16 protein-coding genes and 1 pseudogene are annotated in these 16,516 nt (G+C 71.6%); 5 read left to right on the top strand and 12 right to left on the bottom strand.

Annotated features, from left to right (window positions below; all coding sequences use genetic code 11):
* Positions 1–80 precede the first annotated feature (80 nt).
* Positions 81–650 (bottom strand): PadR family transcriptional regulator, encoded by a 570-nt coding sequence (locus tag AB0M27_RS42395; protein ID WP_365730686.1) that lies wholly within the window; start codon positions 648–650, stop codon positions 81–83.
* A 93-nt stretch (positions 651–743) separates the two neighbouring features.
* Here AB0M27_RS42395 and AB0M27_RS42400 point away from each other — a divergent pair, with 93 nt between their 5' ends.
* Both AB0M27_RS42400 and AB0M27_RS42405 read left to right on the top strand, forming a co-directional pair.
* Positions 744–1,142: a nuclear transport factor 2 family protein gene (locus AB0M27_RS42400; protein ID WP_365730688.1), complete on the top strand. Its 399-nt coding sequence runs from the start codon at positions 744–746 to the stop codon at positions 1,140–1,142.
* 26 nt (positions 1,143–1,168) lie between these two features.
* A complete protein-coding gene (locus AB0M27_RS42405) occupies positions 1,169–1,366 on the top strand; it encodes a hypothetical protein (RefSeq protein ID WP_365730690.1) in 198 nt (65 codons plus the stop codon).
* A gap of 11 nt (positions 1,367–1,377) precedes the next feature.
* On the opposite strand, the gene AB0M27_RS42410 is transcribed toward AB0M27_RS42405, so the two are convergent.
* The 3 genes from AB0M27_RS42410 to AB0M27_RS42420 form a co-directional block, all read right to left on the bottom strand.
* Entirely contained in the window at positions 1,378–2,025 is a 648-nt protein-coding gene (locus AB0M27_RS42410) for a hypothetical protein (RefSeq protein WP_365730692.1), read from the bottom strand.
* 75 nt (positions 2,026–2,100) lie between these two features.
* Complete coding sequence (locus tag AB0M27_RS42415) at positions 2,101–2,304, bottom strand: hypothetical protein (RefSeq protein WP_365730694.1); 204 nt, start codon at positions 2,302–2,304, stop codon at positions 2,101–2,103.
* 498 nt (positions 2,305–2,802) lie between these two features.
* Complete coding sequence (locus tag AB0M27_RS42420) at positions 2,803–4,068, bottom strand: cytochrome P450 (RefSeq protein ID WP_365730696.1); 1,266 nt, start codon at positions 4,066–4,068, stop codon at positions 2,803–2,805.
* 362 nt (positions 4,069–4,430) lie between these two features.
* On the opposite strand from AB0M27_RS42420, the gene rho reads away from it, so the two are divergent.
* Both rho and AB0M27_RS42430 read left to right on the top strand, forming a co-directional pair.
* The gene (gene rho, locus AB0M27_RS42425) at positions 4,431–5,579 is read left to right on the top strand and encodes a transcription termination factor Rho (protein ID WP_365730698.1); all 1,149 of its coding nucleotides are present in this window, start codon (positions 4,431–4,433) and stop codon (positions 5,577–5,579) included.
* 238 nt (positions 5,580–5,817) lie between these two features.
* A pseudogene (locus tag AB0M27_RS42430) lies at positions 5,818–6,561 on the top strand (serine hydrolase); the annotation flags it as partial.
* An 11-nt stretch (positions 6,562–6,572) separates the two neighbouring features.
* On the opposite strand, the gene AB0M27_RS42435 reads toward AB0M27_RS42430, so the two are convergent.
* Positions 6,573–7,979, bottom strand: coding sequence for a glycosyltransferase family 87 protein (locus AB0M27_RS42435; RefSeq protein ID WP_365730700.1), 1,407 nt, complete (start codon positions 7,977–7,979; stop codon positions 6,573–6,575).
* On the bottom strand, positions 7,976–9,379 hold the full coding sequence (gene mptB, locus AB0M27_RS42440; RefSeq protein ID WP_365730702.1) for a polyprenol phosphomannose-dependent alpha 1,6 mannosyltransferase MptB: 1,404 nt from the start codon (positions 9,377–9,379) through the stop codon (positions 7,976–7,978). The genes AB0M27_RS42435 and mptB overlap by 4 nt, the downstream gene beginning before the upstream one ends.
* 160 nt (positions 9,380–9,539) lie before the next feature.
* Here mptB and AB0M27_RS42445 point away from each other — a divergent pair, with 160 nt between their 5' ends.
* The gene (locus AB0M27_RS42445; protein ID WP_365730704.1) at positions 9,540–10,301 is read left to right on the top strand and encodes an alpha/beta fold hydrolase; all 762 of its coding nucleotides are present in this window, start codon (positions 9,540–9,542) and stop codon (positions 10,299–10,301) included.
* Positions 10,302–10,315: 14 nt separating this feature from the next.
* On the opposite strand, the gene AB0M27_RS42450 is transcribed toward AB0M27_RS42445, so the two are convergent.
* From AB0M27_RS42450 to AB0M27_RS42475, 6 genes are all read right to left on the bottom strand, one after another.
* A complete protein-coding gene (locus AB0M27_RS42450) occupies positions 10,316–11,254 on the bottom strand; it encodes a glutaminase (RefSeq protein ID WP_365730706.1) in 939 nt (312 codons plus the stop codon).
* Positions 11,255–11,318: 64 nt separating this feature from the next.
* Positions 11,319–12,731 (bottom strand): aspartate ammonia-lyase, encoded by a 1,413-nt coding sequence (gene aspA, locus AB0M27_RS42455; RefSeq protein ID WP_365730707.1) that lies wholly within the window; start codon positions 12,729–12,731, stop codon positions 11,319–11,321.
* Between the two features lie 132 nt (positions 12,732–12,863).
* Complete coding sequence (locus tag AB0M27_RS42460; RefSeq protein ID WP_365730709.1) at positions 12,864–13,880, bottom strand: asparaginase; 1,017 nt, start codon at positions 13,878–13,880, stop codon at positions 12,864–12,866.
* Positions 13,881–13,921: 41 nt separating this feature from the next.
* A complete protein-coding gene (locus AB0M27_RS42465) occupies positions 13,922–15,361 on the bottom strand; it encodes an amino acid permease (protein WP_365730711.1) in 1,440 nt (479 codons plus the stop codon).
* Entirely contained in the window at positions 15,358–16,038 is a 681-nt protein-coding gene (locus tag AB0M27_RS42470; RefSeq protein ID WP_365730716.1) for a FadR/GntR family transcriptional regulator, read from the bottom strand. Before AB0M27_RS42470 ends, AB0M27_RS42465 begins: the two co-directional genes overlap by 4 nt.
* A 172-nt stretch (positions 16,039–16,210) precedes the next feature.
* Positions 16,211–16,516: undecaprenyl-diphosphate phosphatase (locus AB0M27_RS42475; RefSeq protein ID WP_365730713.1), on the bottom strand; the 306-nt coding region annotated here is incomplete at its 5' end.

A 16,516-nucleotide genomic window follows, 5' to 3' on the forward strand; every position in this document is an offset into this window, starting at 1 on the left:
CTCCCCGGCCCATTCTCCCATCACCACGAAAACGAGTCTGGCCCCGCCGCTCACGCGGCGGGGCCAGAACCCCAAGATCTTCATAAGACTTCTAGGGCCACACGCTGCGCCAGGACCGCCAGAACCCGCTCGCACCAGCGCAGGTTCTCCTCCTCGAAGCCGATCCCGGCCATGAGGGTGAGGTAGGGGCCGACGCGGTCGACGCCGCTCAGGTACTCCTCCTCGGTCCGCCCGTCCAGGAGACGGCGCTGCACCCGCCGGTAGCGGTCGAGCTTTCCGCGCGCCCAGCCCATGCGCTCCTCGATCAGCGCGCGGGTGACCTCCGGATCGCCGCCGCCCATCGCCTGGATCTTGATGAGGAGTTCGTCACGGATGGCGGTGGGCCGCTTCGGCGGCTCGGCGGCGAAGGCGTCCAGCTCGGCCCGGCCGGCCTCGGTGAGCGTGAACATCCGCTTGTTCGGCCGCCGCTCCTGCTGCACCGTCCGGGCCTGGACGAGCCCGTCCTGCGCCAGGCGCTCCAGCTCGCGGTAGAGCTGCTGCGGGGTGGCGGGCCAGAAGTTCGCGAGCGAGACGTCGAACGACTTCGACAGCTCGTAGCCCGAGGCCTCGCCCTCCAGCAAGGCGGCGAGGACGGCGTACTTGAGCGACATATGGACAGGCTAGCAGCCGTTGATTAATCTCATCCGCACCTATTCAATTAATTGACTAGCTCACTGAGCTCACTGACTCTGCGAGGTGATCCGATGCATGCGTTCCGTGCCGCGGTCGAGGCCGGCGACATCGATGCGGTCGAGGCACTGCTGGCCGAGGACGTCGTCTTCACCAGCCCGGTCGTCTTCAAGCCGTATCCGGGCAAGGCGATCACCGCGGCGATCCTGCGCGCGGTCTCCCAGGTCTTCGAGGACTTCCGCTACGTCCGGGAGATCGGCGACCCGGCCGCCCCCGACCACGCGCTGGTCTTCACCGCCCGGGTGGGCGACCGCGAGCTGACCGGCTGCGACTTCCTCCATGTGAACGAGGAGGGCCTGATCGACGAGCTCATGGTCATGGTCCGTCCCCTGTCCGGGGCGCGCGCCCTCGCCGAGGCCATGGGCGCGCGGTTCGGCGAGATCGCGAAGGAGGCGGAGGCGCGGTCGGCGTGAACGGGCCGCCGCCCCGCTGTATCGCCGTGCCGACGCCATTCCCGCAGGTGCCGCTGGTCGAGGCCGTGTACTGGCACCACAACCGGCACGCCGACCCGGCGCACCGCGGGCCGCGCGAGACGGTGCGGACGGTGGGGGCCTCACTCGACGAGCCGCTCCCGGTGCCGCTCGGGCCGGCGCACGGCGGCGTGAAGGCCATCACGAACGCGCTGGACCAGGCCTGAGGTCGACCGGGTCAGCCCTTCAGCCGGCCAAGCGTGGCCTTGGCGTCCTTCTTCAGCCACTCGTCCACGTCCCTGAGCGCGGGCGGGTTCTTGTCCTGGTCGTAGGAGGTGAGGTAGGCGCTGTAGCTCATGGTGTACGTCACCCAGCCGTCGCGGACGGCGAGCGTGGCGTAGCGGGAACCGCTGCTGGAGGAGCCGCTGGTGGTGTCCTGGCTGACCAGATAGGCCTCGTCGCCGATGCCGCTGACCGGGGAGACGTCGTAACCGGTGTGGCTGTCACCGTAGTTCTTCCACGTGGCCGTGAACTCGGGCCCCGGGTCGGTCTTCTTGTGCAGGTCCAGCTGCATGGACAGATAGGCGTCGGCATAGGAGGACCCCGACTTCTTCAGGCCCACGCTGCAGAAACCCTCGTCCAGCGCCACGTTCTTGAGCGAGGTCTTGGTCGGGGAGGAGTCGTCCTCCGGATACTTGTCCTTGAAGGAGGAGTAGTCGGCGCTGGAGCACATGTTGGACGGCGCCGAGTAGCCACGCAGGTCCGCGCTGTCGCCCTTGCCGCCGACGAGGAACACTCCGCCCGCCCAGGCGGCGGAGGCGACGACCGCGCCGATCGCGGCCCACAGCACCGCCCTGCCGGCCCCGCCGCCACCGGACGCGGGCACGGGCGGCACCGCGGCCCCGAACCGAGGAGCCTGGGCGTAGGGGTTCCCCGGCTGCGGCTGACCCGACTGACCGAACTAACCCGGCTGACCGAACTGTCCCGGCTGCGGCCGGGCGGCGGGCTGGCCGACCAGCGTGGGCTGGGCGTAGAAGGTGCCCGGCGGCGGGGACTGCGGGTTCGGGTAGGGGTAGGCCGTCGGCTGCGGCGGGACGGTCGGCGCCTGCGCGGGCTGCTGGGGTTGCGGCGTCGGCTGGTCGGCCGGCTGCGGTGGCGTGGACATGTCTTGAACATAGTTCACGGTTGACGGTCAAGTCCCCTGACGTTCGGGATCGTTATGGTCTGGGGATGTCTGATGCGGTTCCATGACCTGCCGGACCCGCGGAAGCGGAAGGGCCGGGGCCCCCGGCCCTCCATTGTCCTCTGCGTGGCTCACGCGGCCGCCGGCGTTGACGAAGGCGGCCCGAGGCCCCAGCCCCAACTCGCGGACCGGACTGGTGGCCCCGCTCGCCACGCCGGTCCCGCGAGCAAGGCGGTCGTGACGGGCAGTGCGGCGATCCGGAACTGGCCGGCGGCCGTCGGCAGCGGTCCGCCCATGACCAGCGTGCGCGGCTCGACCCGGGTGAGCATCCGGCGAAAGCGCCGGCTCCCGCAGCAGCGGGATGAGTTTGAGGATGACGAACGGCGCGCCGGCCCGGAGCGCGCCGAGGTGCATCACGGCGCCGAGCCGGAGGAGACGCAGTACGCGGTGCCGATGGGGTTCGTATGGCTGGTATGCCGCTCAGGCCCCGGGGGATCCGGCGGGTGCGAGCCGGACCGGCAGGGTGCGCACGCTGTTGCCGACGAAGCCGGCGTGCGGGGCCAGGTCGGCTTCGGGTGCGGCGAGTTCGAGGTCGGGGAAGCGGGTGAAGAGCCGCTCCAGCGCGATGCCGGCCTCCAGCCGGGCGAGCGGCGCGCCGAGGCAGTAGTGCGCACCGTGCCCGAGCGAGAGATGGCGTACCGCGTCGGGCCGGGCGGGGCGGATGACGTCGAAGCGGTCGGCGTCGGGGCCGTGCGCGGCGGGGTCGCGGCCGGCGGCGGAGTAGCCGGCGAGGACGGGGGTGCCGGCGGGTATGAGTGTGCCGTCGACGGTCAGGTCCCGCACCGGGTAGCGGAACGGGAAGTAGCTGACCGGTGCGTCCCAGCGCAGGGTCTCCTCGACCACGTCGGCCCAGCTCGCCTCGCCCGTGCGCACGAGGTGGAGCTGGTCGCGGTGGGCGCACAGGGCGCGTACGGCGTTGGTGATCAGGTTGAGCGTCGTCTCGTGTCCGGCCACGATCATCAGCAGGAGGGTGCCGATCAGCTCCTGATCGCCGAGCCGGTCGCCGCCCTCGTCGCGGGCGGCGATGAGCGCGCTGGTGAGGTCGTCGGCGGGCGCCGCGGCCTTCGCCGCCGCGATCTCGCCCAGGAGCGCGACGAGTTCGCGGTTGGCGGCGATGGCCTCGGCCGGCTCGATGTCGGTGGCCACGACCTGGTCGCTGAGGTGGTGCAGCCGGTCGCGGAACGCGGCGCCCACGCCGAGGAGTTCGCAGATGACTCCCATCGGCAGGGGCAGGGCGAAGTGCCGCCGCAGATCGGCGATGCCGTCCGCGGCCTTCGCGGCGCCGGCCAGGTCGTCCAGCAGGGAGGCGGTCAACTGCTCGATCCGGGGCCGCAGTTGCTCGACACGACGGGGTGTGAAGGCGCGGCCGACCAGGGACCGCAGCCGCCGGTGGTCCTCGCCGTCCGCGGTGGTCATGCCCGGCACGGTGGCGAACGTCAGCAGCGGCCAGCCCGCGGGAATCCGGCCCTCGCGCAGGTCCGCGAAGTGGCGGGCGTTCTTGGCGACTCCGGGATGCTGCAGGAACTCCTTCAGCGCCTCGTGCCCGAGTACGGCAATCCCCTCGATCCCGCTGGGCAGTTCCACCCGGGCCACGGCACCGCGGGACAGCAGCCGCGCGTTGACGGTGTGCGGGCAGCCTCCTGCGGGGTCGAGGCGGTGCGGGGGCCGGGCGGGAGAGGTTTCCACGGGTTGTTCTCCTGACGGTCGGGCGGAAGAGCTGTGTGGCTCGGGGAAGAGCGGTATCGGCTCGGGGCGGGAATCGACGCGGACGTCATCATGTTGACCGAACCGAGCGCACGGGTATAGTGCGATCAGCGCATGTGCGTGTCCCGTCGTACGGACACCGATGCCGCCTCTTCTCCATCAGCCCCTCGGCCGAGGCTTCCGACCGGCCCGGGCTTCTTCTCTGCAGCACCTCGTGACCAGGGCGTTTCCGCCGTACCCGAGGTGGCGTTCCCGCCGCCCGGAGGCAGCTGTCAAGGCCTCCCGCTCGCGGCCTCTCCCCCCTCCCCGGTCTTCTTCCTCCGTCCGTGAAAGGACCTCCCACCATGACCACCACACTCGAACACCCTCCCGTGGTCCAGCAGGCCCCGGCCGCCCGGCTCGTCACCGGTGTCCTCGACATCGACGCGCAGGGGAAGGGGTACCTGCGGGCCGCGCACCTGCTTACCTCCCCCGCCGATCCCCAGGTCCCGCCGAACCTGATCCGGCGCCATGGGCTGCGCAAGGGCGATCTAGTCGAAGGCGTCCGGGGTGACCGGCGCGCGCTGACCGAGGTCACCCGCGTCGACGGACACGACCCGGCGGACCTGCGCGGCCGGCGTCACTTCCGCGACCTCACCCCGCTCCACCCGCACGAGCGCATCCGCTTCGAACACCCCGGGTCCGGACTGGCCGGGCGCGTCACCGATCTCTTCGCGCCGGTCGGCAAGGGCCAGCGCGGACTCGTCGTGGCCCCGCCGAAGAGCGGCAAGACGGTGCTGCTCCAGCAGCTCGCTGCCGCCGTGGCCGGCAACCACCCCGAGTGCCGGCTGATCGTCCTGCTGCTGGACGAGCGCCCCGAGGAGGTCACCGAGGTGCGCCGCTCGGTGCGCGGCGAGGTGTACGCCTCCACCTTCGACCGGACGCCCAGGGAGCACATCGCCCTCGCCGAGCTCGTCGTCGAGCGGGCCAAGCGCCTGGTGGAGGCCGGCGAGGACGTCGTGATCCTGCTGGACTCGCTGACCCGGCTGTGCCGGGCGCACAACAACGCCTCCGCCGCCGGCGGCCGCACTCTGAGCGGCGGTGTCGACGCGAGCGCGCTGCTCGGCCCCAAGCGGTTCTTCGGCGCCGCCCGCCAGGCCGAGGAGGGCGGCTCGCTGACCATCCTCGCCACCGTCCTGGTGGACACCGGCTCCCGCGCCGACGGCTACTACTTCGAGGAGCTGAAGAGCACCGGCAACATGGAGCTGCGCCTGGACCGGGAATCCGCCGCCCGGCGTCTCTTCCCCGCCGTGGACCTCGATGCCACCGGCACCCGCCGCGAGGAACTCCTGCTCACTCCGGCCGAGTTGACGGCCGTCCACGGTCTGCGCCGCGTCCTGCGCTCCCGCGAGGGCGGTCCGTCCGGTCTGGAGACCCTCCTGGAGCGGCTGCGCTCCACCCCGGACAACGCCGCGTTCCTGCGGCAGATCCGCCCCACCCTGCCCACCGGCTGAGCCTGTCCGCAGGCGGCCGGGTGCGGCTTACGGGTTGCTCGCGTGGGCCGAACGGCCCTTCCAGCGCGAGAGACGGCGAACCCGTTCGTACGTTGATCACATGATCACCGGACTTTCTCATCGGGTGGCCGTGTCGGCCTGTGCCCTGTGCGTGGCGGGCGTGCTGGCACTCACCCCGGCCACCGCCTCCGCCGGGCCCCGTACCGGGGAACCCGCTCCGCCCGCGCCCCGGGCGGCGATGCCCGGGCCGAACGAGCTCTACCGCTCCGGCGTCGTGCTCCGGCCGCACCAGGACACGCCCGAACTGCCGGACGTGTCCGCGCTGTCCTGGGTGGTGGCCGACGCCGCCAGCGGGGCGGTGCTGGCCGCGAGCGACGCGCACCGCAAGCTGCCGCCCGCGAGCACTCTGAAGACCCTGTTCGCCCTCACCGTGCTGCCCGCCCTGCCCGCCGGCATGCGGCACACCGTGCGCAACGCGGAGCTGGCGGACATCGGCAAGGGCAGCAGCCTGGTCGGCGTCCGGGAGGGACTCACCTACCGGGTGTCCGACCTGTGGCGCGGGGTCTTCCTCCACTCCGGCAACGACGCCGTGCACGTGCTCGCCTCACTGAACGGCGGCTGGGAGGCCACGGCCGCCGAGATGCAGGCCAAGGCGCGCACGCTCGGCGCCCTGGACACCCATGTCGTCTCCCCCGACGGCTATGACGCCGACGGCCAGGTGTCCTCCGCCTACGACCTGGCGGTCTTCGGCCGGGAGGGCCTGCGCAATCCCGACTTCGCCCGGTACTGCTCCACCGCCGAGGCGTACTTCCCCGGTGACGGCTCGTCGTACGGCATCAAGAACACCAACCGGCTGCTGACCGGCGCGAACGGCGTGGCGAAGTATCCCGGGCTGATCGGCATCAAGAACGGCTACACCACCAAGGCGGGCAACACCCTGGTGGCCGCGGCCCGGCATGGCGCCCGCACGCTGGTGGTGACCGTGATGAACCCTCAGGAGGGCGGTGGCTTGGCGGTGTACCAGGAGGCGCGCGAGCTGCTCGACTGGGGCTTCGCGGCGGCCGGCAGGGTGGACCCGGTCGGCTCGCTGGACGAGCTGCGCGTCAAGTCGCGGCCGGCGTCGACGGCCAAACCGGTGGCCGCGGCCACGTCGCAGGCACCGGACGACGGCTCGGGCTGGCCGGGCCCCGCCATCGTCGCGGGGCTCGCGGGTCTCGTCGCCGGCGCCGCGGTGGTGGCGCTGCGGGCCGCCGTGGTGGTGGCGCTGCGGGCCAGGGGCAAGCGCACCCCGCGCGACTGACCCGTCGGCAGGCCGAGCAGCAGCCCCAGCGTGATCCAGGTGTAGGCGTTGCTGCCGAGGAAGCCGCCGATGCCGGAGGCGTCGTCGAACCACAGCCAGACCACGCTCGTGCACAGCACCGCGTACAGGGCGCCCGCGATCCGCGGGTGCCCGGCGCGGAGCAGCACCGCGAAGGACGGCAGCAGCCACACCAGGTGGTGCACCCAGGTGATGGGGCTGACCAGACAGGCCGCCGCCCCGGTGAGCGCGAAGGCCGCCGTCCAGTCACCGGCCCGCACCGCCTGACGGGTCCGCCACGCCCAGACGCACAGGGTCAGCAGGACCGCCGTCGCCCACAGCGGGCGGCCCGGCTCGCCAAGACGGGCCAGCACACCCTGGATCGACTGGTTGGACACGTAGTCGAGTCGGCCCACCCGGCTGGTGTCCCACAGTGCCTCGGTCCAGTAGAAGCGGGACGCCCGCGGGTCCGCCCAGTGGGCCAGCGCGGTGGCCGCGAGGGCGACGGCCGTCGCGACAGCGGCCGCCCGGCGCCGCCCGGCGAGCAGCAGCAGGCCGATGAACAGGGCGGGCGTGAGCTTCACGGCGGCGGCCAGCCCGATCCCGGCGCCCGCCCAGCGCTCCCGGCCGGTCGCCAGCAGCAGACAGTCCCCGAGGACGAGGGCGAGCAGCACCAGGTTGACCTGGCCGAAGCTGAAGGTGTCACGCAGCGGCTCGAACAGCGCGAGCAGGCACAGGCACAGCGACCAGCGGTACCAGCCGTGCCGCCGCCAGTCCGGTCCGGCCAGGATGCGCAGGATCACCGCCAACGCGGTCAGGTTGGCCAGCAGGGACGCTACGATCGCCGCGTTACGGCCCAGCAGCGCCAGCGGCAGCATGGCGACCGCCGCGAACGGCGGATAGGTGAAGCCGTACGAGGTTCCCGGCACCTGGTAGTCGTAGATCCGCCCGCCGTGGTGTGCCCAGGTGTGCACGGTGCCGTAGTAGACGCGCAGGTCGAAGAAATCGCGCAGCAGCGGCACGGTCGCCGTGAACACGGTGACCGCGGCGCCGAGGACGAGGACGAGCAGCAGACGGCCCCTGGTCGTACGCGGTCCCCTCACGCCATGTGTCCCGGTGCCGGGGCCTGGGCCGCCTGGTGGGCCTGCCACAGGACGACCACGCCGAGCACCCCGCCGGAGACGGCGAGCACGAGTTGCCCGGCGTCGGCCGGGCCGCCGCTGGGCAGGACGGCGAGGGCGAGGACGCCGGCCAGGGCCGCGACCCGGTGCCGCACCGAGGTGTTGGGCGCGGCGGCGGCGATGAGGAACAGGCCCCACAGCACGTACCAGGGGCGGATCGCCGGGCCGAACACGGCGACCGTCAGCAGGCTGAGTCCGAGGGCGTATACCGGTCTGACGCGCAGCCGTAGCCATATCAGCGCCACGGCGACTGCGGTGGCGGCGAGGCCGAGCAGATGCCAGGCCGGCACGGCCAGCGGGGCCAGGCTGCTGCCGAGGTGCTCCAGCAGGGCGCCGGTGGCGCGGCCGAGCAGGCTGGTCAGGGCCCAGTTGTGCGGGGAGACGGGGGTGGCCAGGGCGCCGATCCAGCCGTAGCCGGTGCCGGCGACGGCCGTGGCGGCGACCGTCGTCACGGCGGAGGCGGCCGCCGCGGTCAGGACGGCCGGCAGCGGACGGCGGCCGGAACGGACCTGGAGGGCCACGACCGCCAGCAGTCCGAGCACGGCCGGTGCCTTGACCAGGGCGGCCAGGGTGACGAGGACGGCTCCGACGGCGCCGCCGGCCGGCCGTTCCCCGCGCGCGGCCACCAGGCCGAGCCCCAGCAGACCGAGCATCAGGGCGTCGTTGTGGGCACCGGCGACCAGGTGCAGCAGGACGAGCGGATTGAGGGCACCGAGCCAGAGGGCGGCGGCCGGGTCGGCGCCACTGTGCCGGGCGAGGCGGGGCAGCGCCACCGCCATCAGTGCCACGCCGAGCAGGGCGACCAGGCGCATGCCGAGCAGGCCGGCCGGCAACTGGCCGCGGGTCAGTCCGGAGAGCGCGGAGGCCAGGGCCATGAAGGCGGGGCCGTAGGGGGCGCCGGTGTGCTGCCACATCGGGGCCACCTCGTCGGCGAGCGGGCCGCCGAGCTGGGCCGGGCCGTGGGCGTAGACGTCCATGTGGGCGTCGACCATGGCGCCCTGCGCGAGATAGCTGTAGACGTCCCGGCTGAACAACGGTGGCGCGAGCAGCAGCGGTGCCGTCCACACGGCGAGCACCAGCAGCAGGGCGCGCGGGGTGGGCGGCTGGGGGCCGCGCACCAGGCGGCCGAGGAGCACCCAGGCCGCTATCAGCAGGACGACACCGAAGTACACCCCGACCAGGCCGACCGCGGCCTGCACCGAGGCGGGTGCCAGGAGATCCTGCACGGGCAGGGCACCGGCCGTCTCACCGCCGAGCGCGAGAAAGGCGGTGCCGGCCAGCCCGAGCAACTGGCAGCGGCGGAGATCGACGGGGAATGCCATGGCCAACACTGCTTCAGCGTGTCAACGCCGGGTGGCCGGAAGGCGACGCTCCTCTCACCGGCGGGCGGCCCGCATGTGACCGGCATGTGAGCAACGATGACTTTCGGGCGTACGGGAGGTCACTTCTTCACCTGTTTCTCACGGAAAGGACGTGATCACGGTGGCGAGCAGCTCCGCCTACGCGAAGACCGACGGCCTGGAGATGTACTACGAGGTCCACGGCGAGGCGTCCGCACGCCGGCCCCTGGTGCTCCTGCACGGAGGCGTGTGCACCATCGGCCTGTCCTTCGGCGCCGTCCTGTCCGCCCTGGCCGCGGCGCGCCAGGTCGTCGCCCCCGAACTCCAGGGCCATGGGCACACCGCCGACACCGATCGTGCGCTGACGGTGCCCGTGCTGGCCTCGGACGTGGTGGCCCTGCTCGACGAACTCGGCATCGCACAGGCGGACCTGCTCGGCTTCAGCCTCGGCGGACTGACCGCGCTGGAGGTGGCCGTACGGCACCCGGACCGGGTCGGGAGGCTGGTCGTCGCCTCCGCGCCGTACCGGCAGGACGGTTTCCACCCGGAGATCCAGGACCCGGCTTCCGGCTCGTCCCGGCTGCCGAGCCCGCAGGACTTCCAGGAGATGGCGGACGCGTACGCCGCGGTCGCGCCCCACCCCGGGCACTTCCAGGACCTGCTCGCCAAGTGTTCGGCCGCCGCGCACACCCCGCTGCCGTGGAGCGCCGACGACCTGCGCGGACTGCGGGCGCCCACCCTGCTGGTCATCGGCGACAGGGACTTCGTGCGCATCGAGCACGCGGCCGAGATGCGGGCACTGATCCCCGACGCCCGGCTGGCGGTGCTGCCCGGCACCACCCACATGGCGCTGATGCGCCGCACGGCCCTGCTGCTGCCGCTGCTGCACGAGTTCCTGGACTGATGGGTCCGGGTCGGTCAGAACACCGAGAGCCCGGTCAGCGTGGTGAACCGGTCGAGGGCCGCCACTCCGGCCACCGAGTTGCCGCGCTCGTCCAGGCCCGGGCTCCACACGCACAGCGTGCACCGGCCCGGTACGACGGCGATGATCCCGCCGCCGACGCCGCTCTTGCCGGGCAGGCCGACGCGGTAGGCGAAGTCCCCGGCCGCGTCGTACGTCCCGCAGGTCAGCATCACGGCGTTGACCTGCTTGGCCTGGCTGCGGGTGAGCAGCCGGCCGCCGTCGGCGCGGATGCCGTGCCGGGCGAGGAAGCCGGTGGCGAGGGCCAGGTCGGCGCACGAGGCGGTGATGGAGCACTGCCGGAAGTACTGGTCGAGCAGGGTCGGCACGTCGTTGTCGATGTTGCCGTAGGACGCCATGAAATGCGCGAGGGCCGCGTTGCGGTCGCCGTGGGCGGTCTCGGAGGCGGCGACCTCCTTGTCGAAGTCCAGGGTGGCGTTACCGGTCTCGGTGCGCAGAAAGGTCAGCAGTTCGCCGGCCGCGTCTCCGGTACGGGTCTGGAGGCGGTCGGTGACGACGAGGGCGCCCGCGTTGATGAAAGGATTCCGCGGGATGCCGTTCTCGTACTCCAGCTGGACCAGGGAGTTGAAGGGGTTGCCGGAGGGCTCGCGGCCCACGTGCTCCCAGAGTTCGTCACCCTCACGGGCCAGGTCCAGGGCCAGGGTGAAGACCTTGGTGATGGACTGCGCGGAGAACGGCTCGCGCCACTCCCCCACCCCGTACACCGTGCCGTCCAGCTCGGCGACGGCCATGCCGAAGCGCCGGGGGTCGCAGGCGGCGAGGGCCGGGATGTAGTCGGCGGCCCGGCCGCGGCCGGGCGTGCGCTCGACCTCCTCGGCGATGCGCTCCAGGACCGGCAGGAAGGTGAGGGACGACGTCGTTGTCATGATCACCATTGTGCCTCCGGACCGGCCCTGGAGCCCACTAGCGTACGGGTTGATATCTGCCCGTAACCGCAGGTCAGGCGGCAGGTGCCCCGCTGCCGGCGACGACCTCGGGGCGCAGCAGGTCGGCGAGCCGCTCGGCCGGCAGGAGGCCCTTCTCCAGGACGAGTTCGGCCACGCCCCGGCCGGTGACGAGCGCCTCCTTGGCGATCTCGGTGGCGGCCGTGTATCCGATGTGCGGGTTGAGGGCGGTGACCAGTCCGATGGAGTTCTCCACGGTGGCGCGCAGCCGCTCGGTGTTGGCGGTGATGCCGGCCACGCACCGCTCGGCCAGGGTGAGGCAGGCGCTCTGCAGGTGCGTGATGGACTCCGACAGGGAGTGCAGGATGATCGGCTCGAAGGCGTTGAGCTGGAGCTGTCCGGCCTCGGCGGCCATGGTGATGGCGACGTCGTTGCCGATCACCTCGAAGGCGACCTGGTTGACCACCTCGGGGATCACGGGGTTGACCTTGCCCGGCATGATGGACGAACCGGCCTGCACCGGCGGCAGGTTGATCTCACCGAGGCCGGCACGCGGACCGGAGGACAGCAGCCGCAGGTCGTTGCAGCTCTTGGAGAGCTTGACCGCGATCCGCTTCAGCACACCGGACATCTGGACGAAGGCACCGCAGTCCTGGGTGGCCTCGACCAGGTTGGCGGCGGTGACCAGCGGCAGGCCGGTGATGTCGGCCAGGTGCCGGCGGGCGGCCTCGGCGTACCCGGCGGGCGCGTTGAGTCCCGTACCGATGGCCGTCGCGCCCAGGTTGATCTCATGGATCAACTCGACGGCCTCGGCAAGACGGCTGCGGTCCTCCTCGATCATGACGGCGAACGCGGAGAACTCCTGACCGAGCGTCATCGGGACGGCGTCCTGCAACTGTGTACGGCCCATCTTGAGCACGTCACGGAACTCGACGGCCTTACGGGCGAACGAGTCCTGCAGTACGGCCATCGCCTTGAGCAGTCCACGGACCGCGAACACCGTCGCTGTCTTGACGGCGGTCGGGTAGACGTCGTTGGTCGACTGACCGAGGTTGACGTCCTCGTTGGGGTGCAGATGCGCGTACTCGCCCTTGGCGTGACCGAGCAGCTCCAGCGCCCGGTTGGCCACGACCTCGTTGGCGTTCATGTTGGTGGACGTGCCGGCGCCGCCCTGGATGACGTCGACGACGAACTGGTCGTGCAGCTTGCCCGCCCGGATCTCCTGGCAGGCGGCGACGATCGCACGTGCCTTCTCCGGCGCCAGCAGGCCGAGTTCCTCGTTGGCGAGAGCGGCGGCTTCCTTGACGGCGGCCAGGGCGTCGATCAGATGCGGGTAGGCGGAGATCGGGGTGCCGGTGATGGGGAAGTTCTCCGTCGCGCGCAGGGTGTGCACACCCCAGTAGGCGTCGGCGGGTACGTCACGGTCGCCGAGCAGGTCGTGCTCGCTGCGAGTGGTGGCGGCGGTCATGAGGAAACGGTCCTCTTTCTGAGGTACGGAGGTGAAGGCGCCCCCATGGGGGCGCGGGGGACTACGCGATCAACCACAGACGGCCGGCAGACCGGCGACGACCCGCAGTCCCCCTCTGAGATCGGCGAATCCCTACGCGCAGGCAGGAAGCTCAACAGGGTCCAGCGCACGCACCGCACGCACACGACCCACCGGTTCCCCGCCACCCAGCAACGGCTCCCCCGCGAACTCGGTCAGCAACTCGGGATCCACGCCCGCGCGAACGAGCGCCGCCGCCGCGACCGGAATCCGCGCCCGGTTCGCCCCGTCCGCGATCTTCACGGCGATGGCACGGCCATCAGGAAGGGCAGCGACCTGCACGCCCTCGAAGCCGTCCTTCGCGAGCAGCCCTGGCACGGCCCGCATCAGCGCGGCCACGTCACGCCCCGCGCCGGAGGCCATCTCGGCGTGTGCGCGCATCGCGTCGGCGACCCGGGCCTCGGGCGTGCCGGGGGCGGCCGAGGTGATCCGGGACAGGGCGCGGGCGAGGCCGTGCAGGGAGATGGAGAACAGCGGCGCGCCGCAGCCGTCCACGGTGACCCGGGCGACCCGCTGGCCGGTCAGGTCCTCGACGATCTCCTCGATGGCCTGCTGGAGCGGGTGCTTCGGGTCGAGATAGTCCTCCAGGGACCAGCCGTTGAGCTTGGCGGTCCACAGCATGGCCGCGTGCTTCCCGGAGCAGTTCTGGGCGAGCCGGGAGGGCATGCGGCCCTCACGCACCCAGGCGTCCCGGACGGCCGGGTCGAACGGCATGTCGGGGACGTTGCGCAGATCGTCCTCGGTGAGCCCGGCGAGTTCGAGGATGCGCCGGGTGCCGGCGAGGTGGCGTTCCTCGCCGGAGTGGCTCGCGGCGGCCAGCGACAGCAGTTCGCCGTCGAGCGGCAGCCCGGCCCGCAGCATGGCCACGGCCTGGAGGGGCTTGACGGCCGAGCGCGGGTAGAAGGCGGCCTCTATGTCGCCGAGCTGGAACTCCACCCGGCCGTGGGCGCCGAGGACGACGACGGAGCCGTAGTGGATGCCCTCGACGACTCCACCGCGGATGAGGTGGGCGACCGGGGCGTGGAGGGGCTCGCGGACGATGGGTGCGTCTGCGGGGGAACTGCTGTACATCACTGCCTGCATCGATGGGTCGGGGTCGGCCGGAACGCGGGTCACGCGTCGGCGCCGGTGGACGTGCGGGATATCCGGCCGCGGATGCCGTACCAGCCCGCGACCAGGCTTGCGACGATCAGCGGCAGACAGAGCACGGTGGTGCGTCCGGCGCCGCCGTCGGCGTACATGAGGACCAGGACGGAGGCGAGGAACGCCAGCGTCACGACTTCGGTCCAGGGAGAGCCCGGCAGCCGGTACGACGGCCGGGTCAGCTCGCCCTTCTGGGTCTTCTGCCAGAAGAGCAGGTGACACAGCATGATCATGCCCCAGGTCGCGAGGATGCCGATCGCCGCGAAGTTGAGGACGATCTCGAACGCGTCGGCGGGGACGACGTAGTTGAGGCCCACGCCGAGGACACAGATACCGCTGGTGAGCAGGATTCCGCCGTACGGCACCTGACTGCGGCTCATCCGCGCGGTGAACTTCGGGGCCGACCCGCTCATGGCCATGGAGCGCAGGATGCGGCCGGTGGAATACAGGCCGGAGTTCAGCGAGGACATGGCGGCGGTGAGCACGACCAGGTTCATCACGTCACCGGCCGCGGGGATGCCGATGTGCGACAGGACGGTCACGAAGGGGCTCTCGCCGGCGCTGTAGGCGTTCCAGGGCATCAGCATGGACAGCAGGACGACGGAGCCGACGTAGAACAGGCCCACGCGCCACATGATCGAGTTGATCGCCTTCGGCATGATCTTCTCGGGGCTCTCGGTCTCACCGGCGGCCACGCCGACCAGCTCGACGGAGGCGTAGGCGAAGACGACACCCTGGATGATCAGCAGCATCGGCAGCAGGCCGTTAGGGAAGATGCCGCCGTTGCCCGTGATCAGGGACGGGCCGGGGTGGTGGCCGGCGACCGGGTGCTGGGTGACCAGCAGGAAGATGCCGATGCACATGAAGACCACGAGTGCGCCGACCTTGACGATCGCGAACCAGAACTCCAGTTCGCCGAAGATCCTCACCGAGATCAGGTTCACGGTGAGGACCACGGCCAGGGCTATGAGCGCGATCACCCACTGCGGGATGTCGGAGAACATGCCCCAGTAGTGGGTGTAGGTGGCGACCGCGGTGATGTCGGCGATGCCGGTGGTCGCCCAGTTCAGGAAGTACATCCAGCCCGCGGTGTAGGCGCCCTTCTCGCCCAGGAACTCCCGGGCGTACGACACGAAGGCGCCGGAGGACGGGCGGTACAGGACGAGTTCGCCGAGCGCGCGTACGACCAGGAAGGCGAAGACGCCGCAGACGGCGTAGGCGATGAACAGGGAGGGCCCGGCGTCGGCGAGCCGGCCGCCCGCGCCGAGGAAGAGGCCGGTGCCGATGGCTCCGCCGATGGCGATCATGTTGACGTGCCGGTGCTTCAGGCCTTTGCTGTAGCCGGCGTCTCCGGCGTCGACATGGCCGGACGAGGGGCGCGTCTCGTCTTTGAGGTGCTGCTCGCTCACGCCTCGGGTCCGCCTTCCGTGGGGAGATCGTCCGTCCGCTGGGGACGCACGATGTCGGTGAGGGTCGTCTCGACGCGGTCCAGGTGGTGGCTCATGGCCTCCACCGCGTCGTGTTCGGAACCGTCGATCAGCGCCTCGACGATGGCCCGGTGCTCGCGGTTGGACTGCTCGCGACGGCCGCCCAGCTCGTTGAGGAAGGCCGACTGACGCGCCAGTGCGTCGCGGATCTCCTCGATGACCCGGCGGAAGACCGGGTTCTGGGCGGCCTCGGCGATCGCGAGGTGGAAGAGGGTGTCCATCGCCACCCAGGCCGTGGTGTCCGTCTCCCGCTCCATGCGGTCGAGCAGATGGGCCAGGTGGTCCAGGTTCTCCGGGGTCCGGCGCACGGCCGCGTATCCGGCGACGGGGATCTCGATGTGCCGGCGCACCTCGAGCAGGTCGCTGGCCGCGTAGTCGCCGAACGTGGGGTCCTCCACGGCGTTCGCGACGACAAAGGTGCCCTTGCCGGTCCGGGAGACCGTGAGGCCCATCGTCTGCAGCGCGCGCAGCGCCTCGCGCAGCACGGGCCGGGACACCTCGAGGGTGCGGCACAGCTCGGCCTCGGAGGGGAGCTTGTCGCCTACGGCGTACTCGCCGCGCTCGATGGCGCCGCGGAGGTGGGCGAGGACCGCTTCCATGGCGCTCACACGCCGGGGACCCAGACCACCTGTCTGGCTGTCTGACAGGTTCACGGGAGTGATCCTGCGGGTTGCGTGCCGGGACTGTCAAGGCGTTCCGTAAGGAAACTTTCACGGGGTGCGGCGCCTGAATGCAGGCATCCGCACCCCGTGGGTGATCAGGAGCGTTGGGTCAGGCGTTGAGCACGCCCGCGCCGAGCAGGCCGAGCAGGCCCGCGCCGATGACGATCCGGTAGATCACGAAGGCGTTGAAGGAGTGCTTGGCGACGAACTTCAGCAGCCAGGCGATGGAGGCGTAGGCGACCACGAACGACACGATCGTGCCGACGGCCAGCGGCGCCGCGCCCACACCCGCGCCGAGGGCGTCCTTGAGCTCGTAGACACCCGCGCCGGTCAGGGCCGGGATGCCGAGGAAGAAGGACAGCCGGGTGGCGGCGACACGGTCGAGGTCCAGGATGAGCGCCGTGGACATGGTGGC

It is taken from the genome of Streptomyces sp. NPDC052107 (genome assembly GCF_040680215.1).
Taxonomy (GTDB): Bacteria; Actinomycetota; Actinomycetes; order Streptomycetales; family Streptomycetaceae; genus Streptomyces.

Coding starts and splice junctions, on each gene's coding strand:
- AB0M27_RS42395 (WP_365730686.1), bottom strand. CDS start 650: ATGTCGCTCAAGTACGCCGTCCTCGCCGCCTTGCTGGAGGGCGAGGCC.
- AB0M27_RS42400 (WP_365730688.1), top strand. CDS start 744: ATGCATGCGTTCCGTGCCGCGGTCGAGGCCGGCGACATCGATGCGGTC.
- AB0M27_RS42415 (WP_365730694.1), bottom strand. CDS start 2,304: ATGTCCACGCCACCGCAGCCGGCCGACCAGCCGACGCCGCAACCCCAG.
- rho (WP_365730698.1), top strand. CDS start 4,431: ATGACCACCACACTCGAACACCCTCCCGTGGTCCAGCAGGCCCCGGCC.
- mptB (WP_365730702.1), bottom strand. CDS start 9,379: ATGGCATTCCCCGTCGATCTCCGCCGCTGCCAGTTGCTCGGGCTGGCC.
- AB0M27_RS42450 (WP_365730706.1), bottom strand. CDS start 11,254: ATGGTGATCATGACAACGACGTCGTCCCTCACCTTCCTGCCGGTCCTG.
- aspA (WP_365730707.1), bottom strand. CDS start 12,731: ATGACCGCCGCCACCACTCGCAGCGAGCACGACCTGCTCGGCGACCGT.
- AB0M27_RS42460 (WP_365730709.1), bottom strand. CDS start 13,880: ATGTACAGCAGTTCCCCCGCAGACGCACCCATCGTCCGCGAGCCCCTC.
- AB0M27_RS42470 (WP_365730716.1), bottom strand. CDS start 16,038: ATGGAAGCGGTCCTCGCCCACCTCCGCGGCGCCATCGAGCGCGGCGAG.